The organism is Rhodococcus sp. P4_F5 (assembly GCF_056401315.1).
On record NZ_JBFUJP010000002.1, the window covers coordinates 56,813 to 75,676 of the forward strand.

At 69.4% G+C, this 18,864-nt stretch carries 17 protein-coding genes; 7 read left to right on the forward strand and 10 right to left on the reverse strand.

Annotated features, from left to right (window positions below):
* Positions 1 to 31: 31 nt before the first annotated feature.
* From AC1DU4_RS02235 to AC1DU4_RS02250, 4 genes are all read right to left on the reverse strand, one after another.
* Positions 32 to 1,180 (reverse strand): acyl-CoA dehydrogenase family protein, encoded by a 1,149-nt coding sequence (locus AC1DU4_RS02235; RefSeq protein ID WP_477837477.1) that lies wholly within the window; start codon positions 1,178 to 1,180, stop codon positions 32 to 34.
* Positions 1,181 to 1,230: 50 nt separating this feature from the next.
* Positions 1,231 to 2,421 carry a CaiB/BaiF CoA transferase family protein gene (locus AC1DU4_RS02240; protein ID WP_477837478.1) on the reverse strand — a complete coding sequence of 397 codons (1,191 nt, stop codon included), beginning with the start codon at positions 2,419 to 2,421 and terminating at the stop codon, positions 1,231 to 1,233.
* The gene (locus tag AC1DU4_RS02245; RefSeq protein ID WP_477837479.1) at positions 2,418 to 3,755 is read right to left on the reverse strand and encodes an MFS transporter; all 1,338 of its coding nucleotides are present in this window, start codon (positions 3,753 to 3,755) and stop codon (positions 2,418 to 2,420) included. Before AC1DU4_RS02245 ends, AC1DU4_RS02240 begins: the two co-directional genes overlap by 4 nt.
* A gap of 181 nt (positions 3,756 to 3,936) precedes the next feature.
* A complete protein-coding gene (locus AC1DU4_RS02250; RefSeq protein WP_477837480.1) occupies positions 3,937 to 4,941 on the reverse strand; it encodes a LysR family transcriptional regulator in 1,005 nt (334 codons plus the stop codon).
* 153 nt (positions 4,942 to 5,094) lie between these two features.
* Between AC1DU4_RS02250 and AC1DU4_RS02255 the strand changes: the two genes are divergently transcribed.
* Entirely contained in the window at positions 5,095 to 5,514 is a 420-nt protein-coding gene (locus tag AC1DU4_RS02255) for a YciI family protein (RefSeq protein WP_477837481.1), read from the forward strand.
* A gap of 15 nt (positions 5,515 to 5,529) precedes the next feature.
* Positions 5,530 to 6,816, forward strand: coding sequence for an RNA polymerase sigma factor (locus tag AC1DU4_RS02260; RefSeq protein WP_477837482.1), 1,287 nt, complete (start codon positions 5,530 to 5,532; stop codon positions 6,814 to 6,816).
* A 175-nt stretch (positions 6,817 to 6,991) separates the two neighbouring features.
* On the opposite strand, the gene AC1DU4_RS02265 is transcribed toward AC1DU4_RS02260, so the two are convergent.
* On the reverse strand, positions 6,992 to 7,411 hold the full coding sequence (locus AC1DU4_RS02265) for a hypothetical protein (protein ID WP_477837483.1): 420 nt from the start codon (positions 7,409 to 7,411) through the stop codon (positions 6,992 to 6,994).
* A 74-nt stretch (positions 7,412 to 7,485) separates the two neighbouring features.
* On the opposite strand from AC1DU4_RS02265, the gene AC1DU4_RS02270 reads away from it, so the two are divergent.
* Complete coding sequence (locus AC1DU4_RS02270; RefSeq protein ID WP_477837484.1) at positions 7,486 to 7,698, forward strand: hypothetical protein; 213 nt, start codon at positions 7,486 to 7,488, stop codon at positions 7,696 to 7,698.
* A gap of 83 nt (positions 7,699 to 7,781) precedes the next feature.
* On the opposite strand, the gene AC1DU4_RS02275 is transcribed toward AC1DU4_RS02270, so the two are convergent.
* Positions 7,782 to 8,102, reverse strand: a complete 321-nt coding sequence (locus tag AC1DU4_RS02275) for a hypothetical protein (RefSeq protein WP_477837485.1) — start codon at positions 8,100 to 8,102, stop codon at positions 7,782 to 7,784.
* Between the two features lie 174 nt (positions 8,103 to 8,276).
* A complete protein-coding gene (locus AC1DU4_RS02280; protein WP_477837486.1) occupies positions 8,277 to 8,936 on the reverse strand; it encodes a hypothetical protein in 660 nt (219 codons plus the stop codon).
* A gap of 254 nt (positions 8,937 to 9,190) precedes the next feature.
* On the opposite strand from AC1DU4_RS02280, the gene AC1DU4_RS02285 reads away from it, so the two are divergent.
* The 3 genes from AC1DU4_RS02285 to katG all read left to right on the forward strand — a co-directional run bounded on the left by AC1DU4_RS02285 (position 9,191) and on the right by katG (position 14,261).
* Entirely contained in the window at positions 9,191 to 9,562 is a 372-nt protein-coding gene (locus AC1DU4_RS02285) for a hypothetical protein (RefSeq protein WP_072843290.1), read from the forward strand.
* 404 nt (positions 9,563 to 9,966) lie between these two features.
* Complete coding sequence (locus AC1DU4_RS02290) at positions 9,967 to 11,661, forward strand: alkaline phosphatase D family protein (RefSeq protein ID WP_477837487.1); 1,695 nt, start codon at positions 9,967 to 9,969, stop codon at positions 11,659 to 11,661.
* 440 nt (positions 11,662 to 12,101) lie between these two features.
* Positions 12,102 to 14,261 carry a catalase/peroxidase HPI gene (gene katG / locus AC1DU4_RS02295; protein WP_477837574.1) on the forward strand — a complete coding sequence of 720 codons (2,160 nt, stop codon included), beginning with the start codon at positions 12,102 to 12,104 and terminating at the stop codon, positions 14,259 to 14,261.
* 26 nt (positions 14,262 to 14,287) lie between these two features.
* On the opposite strand, the gene pdxR is transcribed toward katG, so the two are convergent.
* A complete protein-coding gene (pdxR, locus tag AC1DU4_RS02300) occupies positions 14,288 to 15,733 on the reverse strand; it encodes a MocR-like pyridoxine biosynthesis transcription factor PdxR (RefSeq protein ID WP_477837488.1) in 1,446 nt (481 codons plus the stop codon).
* Between the two features lie 80 nt (positions 15,734 to 15,813).
* On the opposite strand from pdxR, the gene AC1DU4_RS02305 reads away from it, so the two are divergent.
* Positions 15,814 to 16,440, forward strand: a complete 627-nt coding sequence (locus tag AC1DU4_RS02305; RefSeq protein ID WP_477837489.1) for a pyridoxamine 5'-phosphate oxidase family protein — start codon at positions 15,814 to 15,816, stop codon at positions 16,438 to 16,440.
* Positions 16,441 to 16,492: 52 nt separating this feature from the next.
* Here the strand turns inward: AC1DU4_RS02305 and AC1DU4_RS02310 are convergent, their stop codons facing one another.
* Together AC1DU4_RS02310 and AC1DU4_RS02315 are read right to left on the reverse strand one after the other, a co-directional pair.
* Positions 16,493 to 17,308, reverse strand: coding sequence for a mycofactocin-coupled SDR family oxidoreductase (locus AC1DU4_RS02310; protein ID WP_477837490.1), 816 nt, complete (start codon positions 17,306 to 17,308; stop codon positions 16,493 to 16,495).
* A complete protein-coding gene (locus AC1DU4_RS02315) occupies positions 17,305 to 18,849 on the reverse strand; it encodes a flavin-containing monooxygenase (protein WP_477837491.1) in 1,545 nt (514 codons plus the stop codon). Before AC1DU4_RS02315 ends, AC1DU4_RS02310 begins: the two co-directional genes overlap by 4 nt.
* Between the last annotated feature and the right edge of the window lie 15 nt (positions 18,850 to 18,864).

An 18,864-nucleotide genomic window follows, 5' to 3' on the forward strand; every position in this document is an offset into this window, starting at 1 on the left:
GGGTGTGGCCCGCCGGGGCCGGATGGGATGCCTACAGGCCCATCGACTTCGAGATGACGCTCTTCATGACCTCGCTGGTGCCGCCGAAGATCCGGGTGACCCGGGCATCGGCGTACAGCCGCGCGATCGGGTACTCGCTCATGTAGCCGTAGCCGCCGTGCACCTGCAGGCACTTGTCGATGACCCGGGCCTGCATCTCCGTGCAGAACAGCTTCACCTTGGCGGCGTCGGCGGGGGTGAGGGTGCCGGCGTCCAGCGCGATCAGCGCCTGGTCGACCAGCGCCTGCCCGGCCTGCAGTTCCGTCGCGCACTCGGCGAGCACGAACTTGGTGTTCTGGAAGTCGGCCAGCGGCTTGCCGAACACCAGGCGCTCCTTGGCGTAGTCGATGGCGAGGTTCACGGCGGCGGTGGCGGTGGCCAGGCCGGTGATCGCGATCGAGAGTCGCTCCTGCGGCAGGTTGTGGGCGAGCATGCCGAACGCCTTGCCCTCCTCGCCGAGCAGGTTCCGGGCCGGCACGCGGACGTTGTCGAACGTCAGCTCGGCGGTGTCGGACGACTTCATGCCGATCTTGTGCAGGTTGCGACCGCGGATGAAGCCGGGCATGTCACCCTCGACGACCAGCAGCGACAGGCCCTTGCGGCGGTTCTCGGGATCCTTCGAGGTGCGCGCCACCACGATGACCAGGTCGGCGTTGATACCGCCGGTGATGAAGGTCTTGTTGCCGTTGAGGATGAAGTCGTCGCCGTCGCGGACGGCGGTGGTGGTGACGCCGGCCAGGTCGGAACCGATGCCGGGCTCGGTCATGGCGATCGCGCTGACCAGGCCGCCGTCGGCGAAGCCGGGGAACCAGCGGTCGCGCTGCTCCTCGTTGGCGTACTCGAGGAAGTACGGCAGCACGGTGTTCAGGTGCACCTGGAACCCGCCGAGAGAGGCTGCGGCGTAACCGATCTCCTCGTAGACGACGGTGTTGAACAGGAAGCTGTCGATGCCGCCGCCGCCGTACTGCTCGGGCACCTGCAGGCCGTTGATGCCGATCTCCGCCGTCTTCTTGTAGAAGTCGCGGGGGATGGAACCGGCGGCCTCCCAGTCGGGCAGGTTCGGGGTGATCTCCTTGGCGATGAACTGACGGACGGAGTCGCGGAAGGCGTCGTGGTCTTCGGTGAAGATGCTGCGCTGCATGGTGTTTCCCTTTTCGAGAAGTGTGGATGGCGGCAGGTGGGTGCCGGTGGTCAGCGGATGCCGACGACCTTGTCGGCGACGAGCGCGTCGACCTCGTCGGCGGGGTAGCCGAGCTCGGTGAGCAGTTCGGCGCTGTGCTGGCCGAGATCTGGGTCGCCCTCGGTCGAGAGCTTGGGCATGCTGCCCAGGTGCCAGGGCGAACCGAGGGCGGTGTTCGACACCCCGTCCGTTCCGCTGACCTCGATGAACAACCCGGACGCCTCGACATCGGCGCTACGCATGGCCTCGGGATAGGTGTTGATCTTGCCCGCGACAACGCCGTTGGTGGTCAGGAGCTCCATGGCCTCGTCGCTCGTCATCGTCGAGAAGGCGCCACGCAGCTCGACGAGCATCGCCTTCCGGTTCGCCACCCGCAGTGCGTTGCTCGCGAAGCGCGGGTCCTCGGCCACGTCGGGACGCCCGATGAGGCGGCACAGTCGGCCGAAGTGCGCGTCGGAGTAGGCGGACAGGACCAGGCTTCCGTCCTTGGTCGTCATCACGTCCGCGGCGGGGGCGATGCTGGGCTGCCCGTTGCCCTTGCGCACGGGCTCCTCGCCGGTGATCAGGTACTGACCCCAGTTCGTGCCCTGCAGGTGGATCGCGACCTCGAGCAGCGAGACCTCGACGGTGTCGCCCTCTCCGGTGCGGAGCCGGCGCACGTAGGCCGCGAGAATCGCCTGCGCGCAGACGTAACCCGAAGCCGCGTCGACGATCTGGGAGCCGACCTTCTGCGGCTCGCTGTCGGCCTCGCCGGTGACCCACATCATGCCGCTCTCGGCCTGCGCCGCGATGTCGAGCCCGGGTCGGTACTTCGACGGTCCGTGCAGGCCGAATCCGCTGACGGTGGCGTAGACCATCCACGGGTGGGCCGCGAGGACATCCTCGGCGCCGAGCCCGAACGACTCCATGACGCCCGGGCGCAGGTTCTGCACCACGATGTCGGCGCCGGCGATCAGCTTCCGGGCGATCTCCTGTGCCTTCGGGTCCTTCAGGTCCAGGGCGATGGCCCGCTTGCCGCGGTTGTAGTTCTGCAGCATGGCCTCGCCGGCCGGGCCGATGCCGCGGGCGGATTCGCCGTGCAGCGGCTCGACCTTGATCACGTCGGCGCCGAGGTCGACGAGGATCTGGGTCGCGGCCGGGGCGGCGATGAACTGTCCGAAGTCGACGACGCGAACGCCGTCCAGGGGCTTGTTGACGATCATGCTGTCTCCTCGACACTGGGTCGTGCGGCTTGTTCGACGCGGCGGCGGATGACGGCGATGTCGCGCTCGGGGTTGACCAGGAACACGGCGATCACCGCGCCGACGATCATCAGGGCGCCGCTGGACTGGAATCCGATCGCGTAGCCGGTGATCTTGTCGACGGACGAGCCGACGGCGAAGCCGAGCACCAGCGGTGCCACCATCCCGGAGATGCTCGCGACCGCCGACAGCATGCCGAGCACCATCCCGCGCTTCTTCGCCTGGACCACGTCGGCGATCGCCGAGAGTGCGACGCCGAAGGCCGCGGTGTTCAGCGAGAACGCGAGGGCGATCAGGATCAGCTGCGGCATACCCTGCTGGAGGAAGGTGAACCCGGCCATCGACAGGCCGGCACCGGCGACGAGCACCGCGCTGAGGTAGCCGCGGGCGATCCGGCGGGAGACGCCTCGCGCGACCAGCCGTCCGGAGAACCAGCCGGCGGCGATGGCGCCGATGGCGGCGAGCCCGTAGGGCAGCATCATCAGCTGACCGGTGGTGGCCGTGTCGTAGCCCAGGCCTTCCTGGAGGTAGACGGGCAGCCAGGCGATCTTCAGCGTGGTCGACCAGTACGAGCTGAACATCAGGATGGCGATGCCGACGACGGTGCCGGTCTTGAGAATCGCCTTGTACGGGGCATCGACCGTCTCGACCACGACCGTCGAGACCGGGGCCTCGTCGTCGTCACCGGCGGTGCGGCCGAAAATCAGCCAGGCCGCCGCCCACAGGATGCCCATCGCGATCAGCACGTAGAACGCGGCGTGCCAGCTCCACCTGGAGATGATGAAGGTGAGGGTCGGTGCGGCGATCAGGGTGCCGATCGAGGCGCCCGAGGAGACGAAGCCGCCGGCCATCGCCCGCTTCTCCGGCGGGAACCAGGAGTGCGCGGCGTGGTTGGCCAGTGCGAACGCGGGACCCTCGGCGAATCCGAGGATCACCCGGCAGGCGATGAGGACGCCGAAGCTGACCGTGCCGAGCAGCGGGATCATGGTGGCGACCCAGGTCAGCATCAGGCCGGCGAGCAGCCAGCGGAGGTTCACCCGGGAGGAGAGCCAGCCGAAGAACAGCGCGCCGGCCGCGAACAGCCAGAAGAAGCTGCTCTGCAGGAGGCCGAACTGTTGCGGGCTCAGCCCCAGGTCCTGCTGGATCTGGACACCGGCGAACGCGATGACGGATTTGTCGGCGTGGTTGATGAGCATGAAGAGGACCAGGAGGCCGACGACGATCCAGGCACGTCGCTTGTTCGTCGGCTTCGGTGGTGACGCCGAGGCGATCGGAGGCGCGGTGGTTTGAGTCATGGTGGTCCCTTCGGAGGAAACGATGGGGACACCGGCGGCGTGCGTGTGGGCCAGGACCGGAAGGTGACTGCCTGTGTGGATCGTCAGTCGCGCCGCGGCGGTGTGATCGGGTACACACCATTGAAAGTGCAGCGACCGATTGGGTCAAAGACAAAAAATGTTGCAGAAATACTGCAATCGCCTATGAATCGAGGTCCGCCGCTGCGTTGTGTTCGCGCATCTGGCGGTCGCCGGCGTCCCGGGTCAGCCTCGCGGCCTCGACCAACGACCGGCCGAGGGTCATGTGGCCGACGACGGACTCGGCGAACTCCCCGAAGGAGTCCCGGGCGCACGCCAGGAACGCGGTCGAGGCCGCGGACGTCCGTCCGGGCCGGCGCACCACGCCCATCCGGCGGGTCAGTCGCGGCGTGAGTTCACGCACCACCCCGCCGCGCGGCAACGCGTCGAGCCCGGTGCGGAGCGCGACGATCGACACGCCGCCGCCGGCCAGGACGATGGGCAGCACGGCGCCACGCTGGCGCACCTCCACCGCGACGTCCGGCTCGACGCCGTGCATCCGCAGCGACCGGTCGATGAAGTCCCGGGTCGCGGTGCCGCGCTCGCCCATGACGAACGGGACGCGCGAGAGCTCCTTGATCGGCACCGGGTCGGGCCAGCGCGATTCGGTACCGGGCGGGCACACCAGCACCAGCTGCTGGTCGATCAGCTCCTCGCCCACCAGTTCGTCGGTCGGCAGGGGCAGCGACAGGATGCCCAGCTCGCAGGCCCCGGACCGGACGAGCGAGACCACGTCGGCGGTCTCGTCGCGCTCCTCGATGTGGAAGCGCACGTTCGGGTACTGCTGCCGGAACTTGGCGACCCACACCGACAGCGGGTCGGAGGACAGGTCGGACAGCGAGGCGATGTCGATGCGGCCACCGCGCATCGCGCCGACGTCGCGCACGGCGTTCTCCGCCGATTCCACGTCGCGCAGGATGGCGCGGGCGGGGCCCACGAGCGCCTCGCCGGCGGGGGAGAGGACGAGCCCGCGGCCGACGCGGTGGAACAACTCGGTGCCCAGGTCCTTCTCGAGCTTGCGCACCGCCTGCGAGAGTGACGGCTGCGCCACCCGCAGCTGCGCGGCGGCGCGGGTCACCCCGCCGAAGTCGACGACCGCGAGGAAGTACTCCATCTGGCGCAGGTCCATGGGCCAAATCTATCGGCCGGTGCGCGTGTCGCGCCCGGACCGGCGTTCGACGGGAAAGAAGATCGACGGTGGTGTCGATCCACGGCATTCCCCGTTCGACCTATGGGTGAGAGGGTCCGAGGGAGGGCCCGGTAACCGAGGGAGAGAAGAACCATGAAGTACATGCTGATCATGCGCGCGACGGACGAGGCCTACGCGGAGATGGCGAACGCCGACATGAACGAGATGCTCGAGACCGTCGGCCGGTTCAACGACGAGCTGGTCCGAGCGGGCGTGCTGGTGGCCGCGGAGGGGCTCGACGACGCCGCCGAGGGTGTGGTCGTCGACCACTCGTCCGAGCAGCCCGTGGTCACCGACGGTCCGTACGGCGAGACCAAGGAGCTCTTCGGCGGCTTCTACATCCTCGAGGTCGCGTCGAAGGAGGAGGCGGTCGAGTGGGCCAAGCGGCTCCCGTCGGCGGGTCCGGGCTTCAAGACCGAGATCCGGCGGGTCCCCTCGATCGACGAGTTCCCGCAGGACAACGAGTGGATCCAGAAGGAGCGGGCGTGGCGCGAGGCCACCGGCCAGCTCTGAGCGGGCCGGCAGGCGATGGCCTACCCCACCGGCCGTGAGGCCGTCGCCGCGGTCTGGCGGATCGAGTCCGCGCGAATCGTCGGTGCGCTCGCGCGGTACACCGGCGACTTCGCGCTGTCCGAGGACCTCGCCCAGGAGGCGCTCGCCGAGGCGCTGGTGACCTGGCCCCGCGACGGCGTGCCCCGCAACCCCGCGGGGTGGCTGCTCACCGTCGGCCGGCGCCGCGCGATCGACGCGTTCCGCCGCCGCTCCGCCCTCGACGAGAGGTACGCCGCCCTCGCCCACGACCTGGGCGAGGGCGGCGTCGTCGCGGGCGGCGCACCAGCCGATCCCGCCCGCGGCGCGGGGGACGTGCTGTGGGATCCGGACCAGATCGACGACGACGTGCTCGCGCTGATGTTCGTCTCCTGCCACCCGGTGCTGTCGAAGGAGGCGAGGGTGGCGCTCACTCTGCGGGTGGTCGGCGGCCTGACCAGCGACGAGATCGCCCGGGCGTTCCTCGTCCCGACCGCCACCGTGCAGGCCCGGATCACCCGGGCGAAGAAGACCCTCGGTGCGGCGCGGGTGCCGTTCGAGGTGCCGCCGGCACCCGAGCGCGCCGAGCGGCTCGGCTCGGTGCTCAGTGTGGTCTACCTGATCTTCACCGAGGGGTCCTCTGCCAGCTCCGGTGGCGAACTGATCCGGTTCGACCTCGCGAGCGAGGCACGGCGGCTCGCCAGGGTGTTGGCTCGGCTGGTGCCGAACGAACCGGAGGCCCACGGACTGCTGGCGCTGCTCGAGCTGACCGCGGCGCGCTTCCCCGCCCGCACCGGTCCGGACGGCGAGCCGGTGCTGCTCGAGCACCAGGACCGCCGCCGCTGGGACCGCGCCGCGATCCGACGGGGACGCGCCGCCCTGGTCCGGGCGGAGCAGGTCGGCCGGGGCCTCGGTGCCTACGGCCTGCAGGCGGCGATCGCCGAATGCCATGCCGTCGCAACGTCGGTCGCGGCGACGGACTGGGAGCGGATCGTGCTCCTCTACGAGGCGCTCGGCCGGCTCGCCCCGTCGCCGGTGGTCGACCTCAACCGGGCGGTGGCGGTGTCGATGGCACAGGGGCCGGCGGTGGCGCTGCGGATCGTGGACGAACTGGCGGCTGCCGGGGCGCTGTCGACCTCGCACCTGCTGCCGACGGTCCGCGGCGAGCTGCTCACCCGGCTGGGACGGACCGACGAGGCGCGGGCGGAGCTGGAGCGGGCGGTTCGGTTGTGCGGCAACGAACGTGAGCGGGAAGTGCTGCGGCGCAAGCTCACCGACCTCGGCTGACGGCCCGGAGGTAATCGGAGGTGAGCCAGCCCTTGCCAGTTGCCGTAGCAGTGAGGACTGCCCCCGCTTCGGTTGACGGTTGGTGGGGCAAGTGGTTCAGGCCGCAAGTGCCGCCACAGTCGCCGGCACCGCGATCGAGGTGATCGACCCCCACCGCGTGATTATCGAGTCCGGATCATGAGTTGAACATGCCCTGGGTGTCGTTGCTGAACTGGGTCCGCATGTCGTTGATGGGGTCGCGTGGCGCGTAGAGGATTACGGTGGGACTCTTGTTGCCACTGCCCTCTGGGCATTCGACGAAGGTCTTGTGCGCCCCCGGGCCGAGATTCGCAACTACTGCGGGTTGCAACGTTTGAGAGCCCGTTCCCTCGTTGAACGGGCCGTATTTGGTTGGCCCGAGGAATCGCGTGCACTTTGGCTGCGGAGTGGCGGTTCCGTCCCAAGCGATCGTCCAACTGTCGGTGCCGGACGGCGTGACCGAGATTGTTGGGGGCGTCGCAGCCGGGGCGGTGCCGGATCCCATTCCCACGCCCACTGTCACCAGGGGTGTGATGACGGCGGCGGCAAGCGCGACGCGCCCTGAGTTCCTATCCATTTGTCCGCTCCTTTCAGGCGGCCGTGTCGTACGGACGTGCGGCGCGGCCTGCGGAAAGCAATGACCCTCCAAGTATGGTCACCGTCGGGTTCGAGATCACGAGTCGTGACTACTCGAATTTCGCCGCTGACGGCGCAGCGAAGGTGAGAAGCACCGCGACAGTGGCCATGACGGCGAGCACCATGCGCAACCTCCACTTGTTCTGGGGTCCTTGCCTCGGCTACGAACCGAACATGTCGCATGTCGTTGCTGAAATGGGTAGTTCGGTTGTGCAGCAACGAATGTGAGCGTTCAGTCCTGGGACGCTGGCTCGTCGACGGCATTGATCCGGGTTCACGCACGTGGACCGAATCGATCGTCTTGGCGAGAGCTATCCGAAGCAGGAAGGGCAGTTCCGGATCAGGTCCCGAGTCGACCTGTCCATGGCATCGGTCATGTTCTGTGCCATCCGCAGCGCCTGGCCTCTCTGGCTGATCTGGTTCTGCAGCTGGGGCATCTGAAGTTCTCCTTCGGTATCCCCCGGGTCAACCTCTACGTACCAGTGCGCTCGCCCTGCCGCATCGGTGCTCGGGTCCCCGTGGGCGAGTCCGATGCCGGTGAGCGTGAATCCGACGGCGAGCATCGCCAGGGCAGATCGCCGGATCGCCTTGTGGGGCAGCTTTGATTCCTGGGAGTGGGTGAAAGATTCCATGAAGGAAAGTCTTGCTCGAATACTCGGGAGGCAAAGGACACCCAGGGTGCCGAGTTTCTCACCCCCGCAGCCTTCGAGGGTGCTCGGGGTTCAAATGAACGTGAGCGGGCGGGCTGGGCAGCAAGCTCGCAGACCTCGGCTGACCCGTAGTCGGACGTCCGGCGGCTCTGCGGGTCAATATTCGCGGACCAGTGCGGGATGCCGGGCGCGAAGGTACAGCCCGTAGATCATCACGACATCGTCTGCGAGCCGCGGCCAGGCGGACCGGTCGTGGTCGGCCAGCTCGGCGAGGGCATCCGCGACCGTGACCGTTCCGTTCGCGTGCCTGCGCAGGACCGCGGTGGGGTCGTCCCAGTCGATCGCCGTCGCAGTCGGGTCGAGGGGGCCGTGAGCGGCGATGGTCGCGGCGTCGGCCGACTCGGTGTATTCGCCGCGGGCGACCGCTCGGCGGGTGTCCTGGGCGATCTCGGCGTTGGTCTCGAGTGCCGCGGCGAGCCAGTGCCGCGGATCTACGGTCGAGCGGACCAGGACGGCGACGAGCGGTGTCGGGTCGGGCCGGGTCCCCTCGGTCACGGCGCCGATCACCACGGCCACGTCGTCGTCGACGACCGCGAGTGGGTGTGCGGTCAGGCTCAGTCGCGGCGCCCCCAGCAGGTGCGGGCGCGGGTGCGAACCTTCGGAACCTCCGGAGCCTTCGGCCGCGAGAAGTTGTCCCAGCAGTGGTCCGGTCGCCCGGCGCGCAATCGACCAGCGGTCGCCCTTGGAGATGGCCTCGAGGAGAATTTCGACGGTGTACAGCGCACCGACCCGTCGTGGATCCGTGTTCCGGTTCATCGACCAATCATGTCGGCATCGCCCGCTCCTCGGCTGGAGGACGCGGCGCTTCGCGGTCCGGAAGCGCGAGGTGGAGTTTCGACGGTGTACAGGTGGATGGTCGGGTTCGGCTGGGCGGCAACTGGTTCGGCCGGGGATACGATTGTCTTCGCTTGCTTCTCTGCGGACCACGGGAAGAAGGACGACGGCCACTCTAGGTGATGCGGATTCGCGAACTGGAGCAGGCGAACCCGGGTTCGACGAAAGGAATTCCAATGTTCACCCGCAAAGCTTTTGGTCGAACGGCGGCCCTGATCGCGGCGGCCGGAGCGCTCTCGCTGGCGGTTCCTGCCGCTGCGTCGGCTGCTCCCGCCCCCTTCCTGCCGTCCTCGATATCGAGTTGCGCACCTGGTGAGTGGCTCACGTTCACCGCCGACCGGGTTGCGCCCGACCGGATCAACTACACCACCACGGCGCCGCAGTCGAAGTGGAACGGTGCCGTCGTCCAGTGGACCAACATGACCACCGGGTCCCAGGGCTTCGCGTTCCTCAACGCCCCGCCGGCGAGCGTCGGAACGGGTCCGGTGGTGAGCATGGTGGTCGGTATTCTGCCCTGTGCGGTGTCCTCGGGTGCGGTCGTGTCCTGACGTGCGTTGATGCTCTGGACCACCAACTCACTGGCATGTTCGTGACGTGAGGAGCATTCGAGTTGCGTGTCGCTTCTTGCCCTCGCCGCGGGTGTGTTCGCGCTGATCGCGGCCTGCGTGGCGTCATGGCCAACATCGGCGTTCACAAGCTGCGAGGTTGCCCCAGGGCATGACCCGGTCGCGGGTAGCGAGTCGTTGATCGACCAAGACAGGTCCGGGTACGCCCTGGCGTTGTTGCTGCCGGCCGTGCTGTGCGCGGGAGCGGTCGACACATCGATCGACCGCGACCCTGAGCAGCCGGATTCGCCCAGGCGCTACCCGCGTTCGATGAACAATTGTCCAACAAATTGTGAATCAGGGATTAGGGTCTGAGCGTCTACCCTCCTACATCTCTGAGGTGGCCCGTGCCCATTCCGTCCCGCAATGTCTCCCGTCGCGCCCTCCTGACCGGCCTCTCCGCCCTCGCCGGCGCGAGTCTGCTGCCCGCCACCGCGAACGCCACACCGGTGCTGCGCCAGGCCCCGGACGCTGGGGCGGGGCTGATCCGCAACCCGGAGTTCGGCAACGGCGTCATGGCCGGGGTGCCGCGCACCGACGGGGCGACGTTGTGGACGCGGGTCGGCGGCGCGGGCGGCAGCGGCAGCCTGGGGACCGGCAGCATCGATCCCGGCAGCCTGGGGGCCGGGAGCGCCGGTAGCAGCGGTAGCAGCACGGCGGGCGGCGAGCTGGCCCTGATCGTGTCCAAGCGTGAGGACCTGTCCAGCCCGGTGCTCGCCGAACGGGTGCAGGTTCGCGAAGAAGCCGATGGCACAGTGCATTTCGATGTGAACGGGCTGGCTCCGGGGGAGTCCTACTACTACCAGTTCCGGGGCAACGGGGGTGAGTCGGAGGTCGGTCGGTTCCGGACGCTGCGGCCCGCCGACTCCAACGAGCCGGTCCGCATCGGCTGGTTCACCTGCCAGGGCTTCGAAGAGGGCTACTACGGCGCGCACCGGCACCTCGCCGAGGAGGACCTCGACTTCGTCGTGTGCCTCGGCGACTACGTGTACGAGTTCACCAAGCCGGGTGTGCGGGGACTCGACACCAACCCGTTCCCGCAGACCATCGAGGGCATGCGGGCGAAGTACCGCAAGTACCGCGCGGATGCCGACCTGCGGCTGATGCACAGCCAGCACGCCTTCATCCCGATCTGGGACGACCACGAGTTCCGCAACAACTACAGCAAGGACGGCTGGACCTTCCCGGTGGTCGCGCCGATCGACAGCGCGGTCGGCTTCCAGCAGAAGAAGCAGTGGGCGTGGCAGTCGTGGTTCGAGCACATGCCGGTGCCGCGGTTCTCCGACGACCCGTTGCGGACCTACCGCTCGCTGCGGGTGGGCAAGACGGTGGAGCTGTTCGCGCCGGACAGTCGGCAGTACCGCGACGGGCAGCCGTGCGGCGACGTGGACGCCACCGCCTGCGCGGACACCGAGGCGGCGGGCCGGACCATGCTGGGCGCGACGCAGAAGCGCTGGCTACTCGACGGCCTGACCCAGTCGGACGCGCGGTGGAAGGTCGTGGCGAACGCCAGCATGATGATGGGCATGGTGGTGGCGGACGACGGCGCTCGGGGATACCTGGACACCTGGGACGGGTACGGCGCCGAGCGGACCGAGATCCTGTCCACCGCGGCGCAGTCGGTCGAGAACCTGGTCCTGGTCACCGGCGACGACCACGACGGGTGGGCCGGTGAGCTGTGGGACACCGGATTCGCGCCGGGCACGACGAGCGGCGCCCAGGTCAATGCGCCCGGCACCCGGCGCGCGGGCGTCGAGTTCGTGGTCCCGTCGGTCACTTCCGCCAACACCGGAGACGGCGGCGCCACCGGCAGCGGTGACAACACCGGCGCCGCGCGTGCCGAGGAGATCAGCCGGCGGGACAAGAACCCGCACGTCAAGCACGTCGACATGGTCAGCCACGGCTACGGGGTCCTCGCGGTCGACCGGGACGAGACGCGATTCCAGTTCCGGTCCGTCGACAAGCTGAACCCGAATGCCGGGGTGACCACGTCGAAGACCGTGCGGACGCCGGCGGGACAGTCGGTGGTCGAGTCCGCCTGACGCACCCGGACTGGCGGTGAGCGGCGGGGCGTCGATTCGATCGCGTCCCCGCCGCGTCCCCGCCGCGTCCTCCCGTTCGAACTGCCTTCCTTTTCAATCGCGGACGCCGGGGCGACCACGGTCGCCCGAACTCTTGACTCACTCCGGAAAAACGCGCCATTGTGTAGGTGTGCCCTCGACGGGGGATTACGCAGCGCCGCTGCGTCTGATTGAGGTACGCGCGACCCGCCCGCGGGCCGCGCGACCAGAGGCTGTGCGCGACCGTCCACCCGTCGGCACCGTCGCGCGGCAGAAGCCCCGTGCCGGGGCCCACCGTCGTCTCGTCCGCCACTCCTGCGGAGTCGACATCACTGGATTCGCGACCACGTCGGTGACTACCGATTCACGCACTCCCGGAAGGAAGGTTCGCCGTGTCCAACAGTGAAAGCGAATGCCCGGCAATGGACTCCCCGTCGCCGCAGGAACACCAGCCCAGGACCAACCGGGACTGGTGGCCCAACCAGGTGGACCTGCAGGCGCTGCGCCAGCCCTCGCCGCTGGCCGATCCCATGGGCGAGGACTACAGCTACGCGGCGGCGTTCGAGACGCTCGACGTGGACGCGTTGAAGCGGGACGTCATTGAGCTGATGACGTCGTCGCAGGACTGGTGGCCGGCGGACTACGGGCATTACGGGCCGCTGTTCATCCGGATGAGCTGGCACGCGGCCGGCACCTACCGCATCGCGGACGGCCGGGGCGGCGCCGGCGAGGGCGCCCAGCGGTTCGCCCCGGTCAACAGTTGGCCCGACAACGCGAGCCTCGACAAGGCACGCCGGTTGCTCTGGCCGGTCAAGCAGAAGTACGGCCGCAAGCTCTCCTGGGCGGACCTGCTGGTCTTCGCGGGCAACTGCGCGATGGAGTCGATGGGGTTCAAGACGTTCGGCTTCGGCTTCGGCCGTGACGACATCTGGGAGCCGGACGAGGTGTTCTGGGGGCCGGAGGACACCTGGCTCGGCGACGAGCGCTACACCGGCGACCGGGAACTCACCGGTCCCTTCGGCGCCGTGCAGATGGGCTTGATCTACGTGAATCCGGAAGGGCCCAACGGAAGGCCGGACCCGATCGCCGCGGCCGTCGACATCCGGGAGACCTTCCGCCGGATGGCGATGAACGACGTGGAGACCGCCGCACTGATCGCCGGCGGTCACACCTTCGGCAAGACCCACGGCGCGGGCCCGGCCGACCTCGTCGGACCCGAACCCGAGGCCGCGCCGATCGAGCAGCAGGGACTGGGCTGGAAGAGTGCCTTCGGCACCGGTGTGGGCAAGGACGCGATCACCAGTGGCCTCGAGGTCGTGTGGACGCCCACGCCGACGAAGTGGGACAACACCTTCCTGGAGCTCCTGTACGGCTACGAATGGGAGCTGACCAAGAGCCCAGCGGGTGCCTGGCAGTTCACGGCCAAGGACGGTGCCGGTGCGGGCACGATTCCCGACCCGTTCGATGCGTCGGCGGGGCGGGCCCCGACGATGCTGGTCACGGACCTCTCGCTGCGGCTCGACCCGGTCTACGGTCCGATCACCCGGCGCTGGCTGGACCACCCGGAGGAGTTGGCCGACGAGTTCGCCAAGGCCTGGTACAAGCTGCTGCACCGTGACATGGGGCCGGTGACGCGCTATCTCGGTCCGTGGGTGCCGGAGCCGCAACTGTGGCAGGACCCCGTCCCCGCGGTCGACCACGACCTGGTCGGGCCGGACGAGATCGCCGCGCTCAAGGCCACGGTCCTCGCCTCGGGGCTGTCCGTCCCCCGGCTGGTCGGGGCCGCGTGGGCGTCGGCGGCCACCTTCCGCGGCACCGACAACCGCGGCGGCGCCAACGGGGCACGAATCCGTCTCGCGCCGCAGAAGGGCTGGGAGTCCAACGACCCGGCCGCGCTGGCGGAGACGCTGGCGACCCTCGAACGGATACGCGCCGACTTCGACGGCGCGCGGTCCGACGGCATCAGGATCTCGTTGGCCGATCTGATCGTCCTGGCGGGATGCGCGGCCGTCGAGCAGGCGGTGAGAAACGCCGGGCACCACGTCACGGTCCCGTTCGCACCGGGTCGCACCGACGCCGCCCAGGAGCAGACCGACGTGGAGGCGTTCGAGGTGCTCGAGCCCCGGGCGGACGGGTTCCGCAACTACCTGCGCGCCGGGGAGAAGACGCCCGCCGAGCGACTGCTGGTGGACAAGGCGAACCTGCTGACGTTGACGGCCCCGGAGATGACGGTGCTCGTCGGCGGGATGCGCGCCCTGAACGCCAACTACGGACAGTCCGCCCACGGCGTCCTGACCGACCGGCCCGAGGCGCTGACCACCGATTTCTTCGTGAACCTGCTCGACATGGGCACGGAGTGGAAGGCGTCCGCCGAGTCAGAGAACGTGTACGAGGGCAGCGCTCGCGGCACGGGCGAGGCCAGGTGGACGGCGACCGCCGTCGATCTCGTCTTCGGGTCGAACTCGCAGTTGCGGGCGCTCGCCGAGGTGTACGCGAGCGACGACGCGCAGCCGAAGTTCGTGGCGGACTTCGTCTCCGCGTGGGACAAGGTGATGAACCTGGACCGGTTCGACCTGACCTGACCTGCGCCGGTGGGGTGCGGCGGCCGTCAGCTGTCCGGTCGGCCGACGTGCCGCCGCACCACGTCGGCGATGACCGCCGCCACGGTGTCCGCCTGGGTCTCCGGGAGACGCGCGTAGCCGCACACCAGTCCCCGCGGGTCGCCCGGGTCGGCGAGGTACGCGGACAGCGGCGGCACGGTGATTCCGCGGTGACTCAGAGCCGCGGTGATCGCGGCGTCGTCGCTTCCGTCCGGCAGCCGGAGCACCAGGTGCAGCCCCGCTTCGACGCCGTCCAGGCGGACGCCCGTGTTGTGCCGCCGGAGCGCGGCGACCAGGGCCGTCCGGCGTGCGGAGTAGGTGCGTGACGCCCGCGCGAGGTGCCGGGTCAGGGCACCCGACTCGATGAACCGGGCGAACGCCAGTCCGGTGACGGCGCAGGCGGTTTCGCCGCTGAGTGCGAGCGCCTCGGAGATCGGGTCACGCAGCGCTCGCGGCGGCAGCATCCAGGCCAGCCGCAGCGACGGGGTGAGGACCTTGGAGGCGGTGCCGATGTAGGTCACGCACTCGCGGCCGCCGTCCAGGCTGCGCAGCGCCGGCAGCGCGGACACGTCGTACCGGAACTCGCCGTCGTAGTCGTCCTCGATGAGCAGCCTCCCGGCCTCGACGGCCCATTCGACCAGTCGGGCACGACGGGGTGCGGGGAGGCGGGCGCCGAGCGGGTACTGGTGTGCGGGCGTGCAGTACACGGCCGCATCGGTCTCGAGCAGCGACCGGGGGTCGAGGCCGTCGCCGTCCACCTCGACGGAACGCGTTCGGGCGCCGGACATCTGGAGCGCCCGGCGGGCGTCGACATAGCCTGGCTCCTCGAACGCGACATCGCGTCCCGCGAGCCCGGCCGCCACGGTGATGGCGCGCAGGGCCGACGCCACACCCGGCACGATGACCAGGTCGTCCGGGTCCGCGACGATGCCGCGGGTGCGGCGCAGGTGTCCGGCCAGGGCGAGCCGGAGCTCGGCGTGGCCGCCGGGACCCGGCGGGGTGAACTGCACGGGTGCGGCGGCGGCCGCCCGCCAGGCCCGGCGCCAGTCCGTGGTCGAGACGAGGGAGGTGTCGGGATGGCCCGGGGTGAGATCCCACGTCGGCGGGGGCCGCCGCGGCGGGTGCGCCGACGCGGTCACGGCGGCAGTCGTCGGGACGTGTGAGGCGGCCCCCGCGGTGGCCGCGGAGTCCGCGCCTTCCGCGATCCGGGTGCCGGAACCCGGACGCGCGACGACGTAGCCGGCGGCGACGAGCTCGTCGTAGGCGTCGACCACGGAGGACCTGGCCACCGCGAGGTCGGCGGCCAGCGTGCGCGTCGACGGGAGCGCGTCCCCGGGGCCGAGCCGGCCCAGCCGGACCTGCTCGACGATCGCCTCCGCGATGCGGTGCCGCAGCGGCGCCGCGCTGACCGGCAGTCGCAACGCGAGGTTCAGGTCGGGGGAGTGACGGGACATGTCTGCCAACTTAGTGGTCTGGCTGTTTGGTGTAATTCTGGACCTACTGAGCAGTCCGGAAACCCGGCACGATTCGGTGCATGGACCGGATCAGGAGATACCCAGAACTCGCCAGTGGCCACCGGCCCGACCTCGACGCGGTGCTCGACGCGGCGGCGGTCGGCACCCTCGCGACGGTGGTGGACGGAATGCCGTGGGTGGTGCCCATGCTCTACGCCCGCGACGGCGACCGCATCGTGCTGCACGGCTCGACGGGCGCGGGTGCACTGCGACACGTCGCGGCCGGTGCTCCGGCCGCGTTCTCCGTCACGATGCTCGACGGAATCGTGGTGGCGGACACGCTTTTCGACTCCACGGCGAACTACCGGTCGGCCGTCGTACGCGGTTGCCTGACCGGCTTCAGCGGAGACGAGGCGGTGCGCGCCCTCGACCTGCTGTCCGATTCGCTGATCCCCGGTCGCAGCGCGGAGGTGCGTACCAACCTGAAGAAGGAGCTCGCGGCGACGCTGGCGATGGCCCTGCCCATCGAACCCGGATGCTGGACGGTCAAGGTGCGCGACGCGCCGCCACCCGCGCCGTCGACGGACTCCGGCGGATGGGCCGGCGTGGTCCCGCTGCGGACGGTCGCCGGTGAGCCGGTGCCCGCACCCTGGGTGGCCGGGGGCACCCCGCCGCCCGAGTCGGTACGCCAGCTCGTGCACATGTGAAGCGCCGGTGGGGTCGGCACGGTGCCGACCCCACCGGGTGGACCCGGTTCGGTCAGCGCGCGAGGAACCCCTTGTCCACCGGTATCTGCGCGCCGGTGATCACGGCCGAGGCGTCGTCGGCGAGCCACACGACGGCCTCCGAGATCTCCGCCGGCTCCACCAGAGCGTCGGTCTTGAGCAGGTTGGGCGGGTAGCTGTAGACGTACGTGGGGTACTGCTCGAAGAGCTTGTACATCGAGGTGTCGTTGCCCAGTGCCGTGTTGGTGCCGTACGGCAGAACGCAATTCGCGCGAATGCCGAACTCGCCCAGTTCCACCGCCAGGGCCTTCGTCAGGCCGACGACCCCGAACTTGGCCGCGGCGTAGTGACCGCAGCCGGGAGGCGCCTTCACACTCGCCGACGAGCCGACCGTGATGATGGACCCGCCGTTGCCGGCCTCGATCATCGCCGGCACCGTCGCCTTGATCGTGTTCCACACCCCGGTCAGGTTGACGTCCACGGTCTCCTGGAACTGTTCGGCCGAGATCTCCCAGATTCGGCCCCAGTTGCACACACCCGCGTTGGCGACCACGACGTCGAGGCGGCCGAAGGTCTCGATGGTCTCGGCCACCACCGCCTGCTGGCCCGCCAGGTCCCGCACGTCGACCTGCCGGGTCAGGACCTTGCGTCCCTCGGACTCGATCAACCGCGCGGTCTCCTCGAGATCGGCGGGCTCGGCCATCGGGTAGCCGCTGAACTCGGCGACCTGTTCACAGACGTCGACGGCCACGATGTCCGCCCCCGCCTGCGCCATTCGAACTGCATGCGAACGGCCCTGTCCCCGAGCCGCTCCCGTCACATAGGCGACTTTCCCTGCGAGTGAGCTCATGTCTGAACCTCCGTGAGTGTGTAGTCGAATGCGTAGTCGTCGAACGATGAGAACCGGCTGAACCAGAAGGCACCGCTGATGGTCTGCGGCCGGTAGTAGAGGGCCTCGCCCTGCGAGTTGACGAAGTAGGTGCGCAGGCCCGGGTTGCTGTCCACGGTGTAGGCGCTGATCGCCTTGCCGTGGCGGTGCATCTTGCGCACCCACCGGGCGAACGCCTCGGTGCGTACCTGCGCCACCGTCGCACCCCTCCGTCCGGTCTCGGTGATCACCCGCACGGCGTGCCGCGCGGTCAGGTCCACGAACGTGTGCCACGCGATGCCGACGTACCCCTGCGGGGCGACCAGCGACCAGCGGTTCGGCAGGCCCGGGTGCGCGCTGCCGCCGTAGGTACGCAGGCCGTTGCGGCGGTAGTCGTCAGCCAGGTCGAACCCGTGGGGGCCGACGACGGCGCCGCTGCGGTACGTCTCCGGGTCGGTGAACAACTCGTATCCGGTGGCCGCGACGATTAGGTCGTACGGGCGCTCGGTGCCGTCCGAGGTGCGGATGCCGTCGGCGGTGACCCGTTCGATCGGGTCGACGACCAGTGACACGGACGGATCCGCGAGCGCGGGGAAGAAGGTGCTCGACAGCACCGGCCGCTTGGCGAGGATGCCGTAGTCGGGAACGAGAGCATCGCGAATGCCGTCGTCGGTGACGTTGCGCCGCAACAGGGATCGGTAGATCGACTGCCAGATCCGGTCGTACTGCGGCATGACCGCGGCGAGGAACTTGCGTGGCAGCAGCGGCAGCACGTTGCAGAGGAACTGCATCGGCAGTTCCATGGCGGCCAGCGCGGACCCGTTGACGACGGCGCCGGCGCCGGGGATCGAGAGGAGGCGGTGGGCCCGTGCGGACAGCGCGACGTCGGGCTTGGGCAGGATCCAGGACGGTGTCCGCTGGTAGATTTCGACGCTGCGGGCCTGCTGGTAGATGGCCGGGACGATCTGCACCGAACTCGAGCCGGTGCCGATCACCGCGACCCGTTTGCCGGACCAGTCGTAGTGGGGGTCCCAGGCGTTCGGGCGCAGGACGGTTCCGGCGAACTCTCCGAGTCCCTCGATGTCGTTCGCGGACTTGGCGTTCACGTAGCCGCCCACGGCGTTGATGACGAACCGTGCGCGCACGGGGGCATCGTCGTCGATGTGCAGTACCCACAGCCGCTCCGACTCGTCCCACACCTCTCGGCGGACGGTGCAGTTTCCGCGAAAGTACTTGTGCAGGTTCAGGTCGTCGGCGACCCTCCGGTTGTACTCCTGGATCTCCGGGCCCGTCGGGAACAGACGCGACCAGTCGGGCTTGCGGGCGAAGGGGAACTGGTAGAACAGCGTCGGCACGTCCACGGACAGGCCGGGGTAGACGTTGTCGCGCCAACTGCCCCCGAAGTCGTCGCTGCGTTCGAGGATGACGAAGTTCTCGATGCCGGCCTTCTGCAGGTGGTGCGCGGCGGTGATGCCGCCCGGCCCGGCGCCGATGACGGCGACGTCGACGTACTCGTGTGTCATGCCAACTCATTCCTG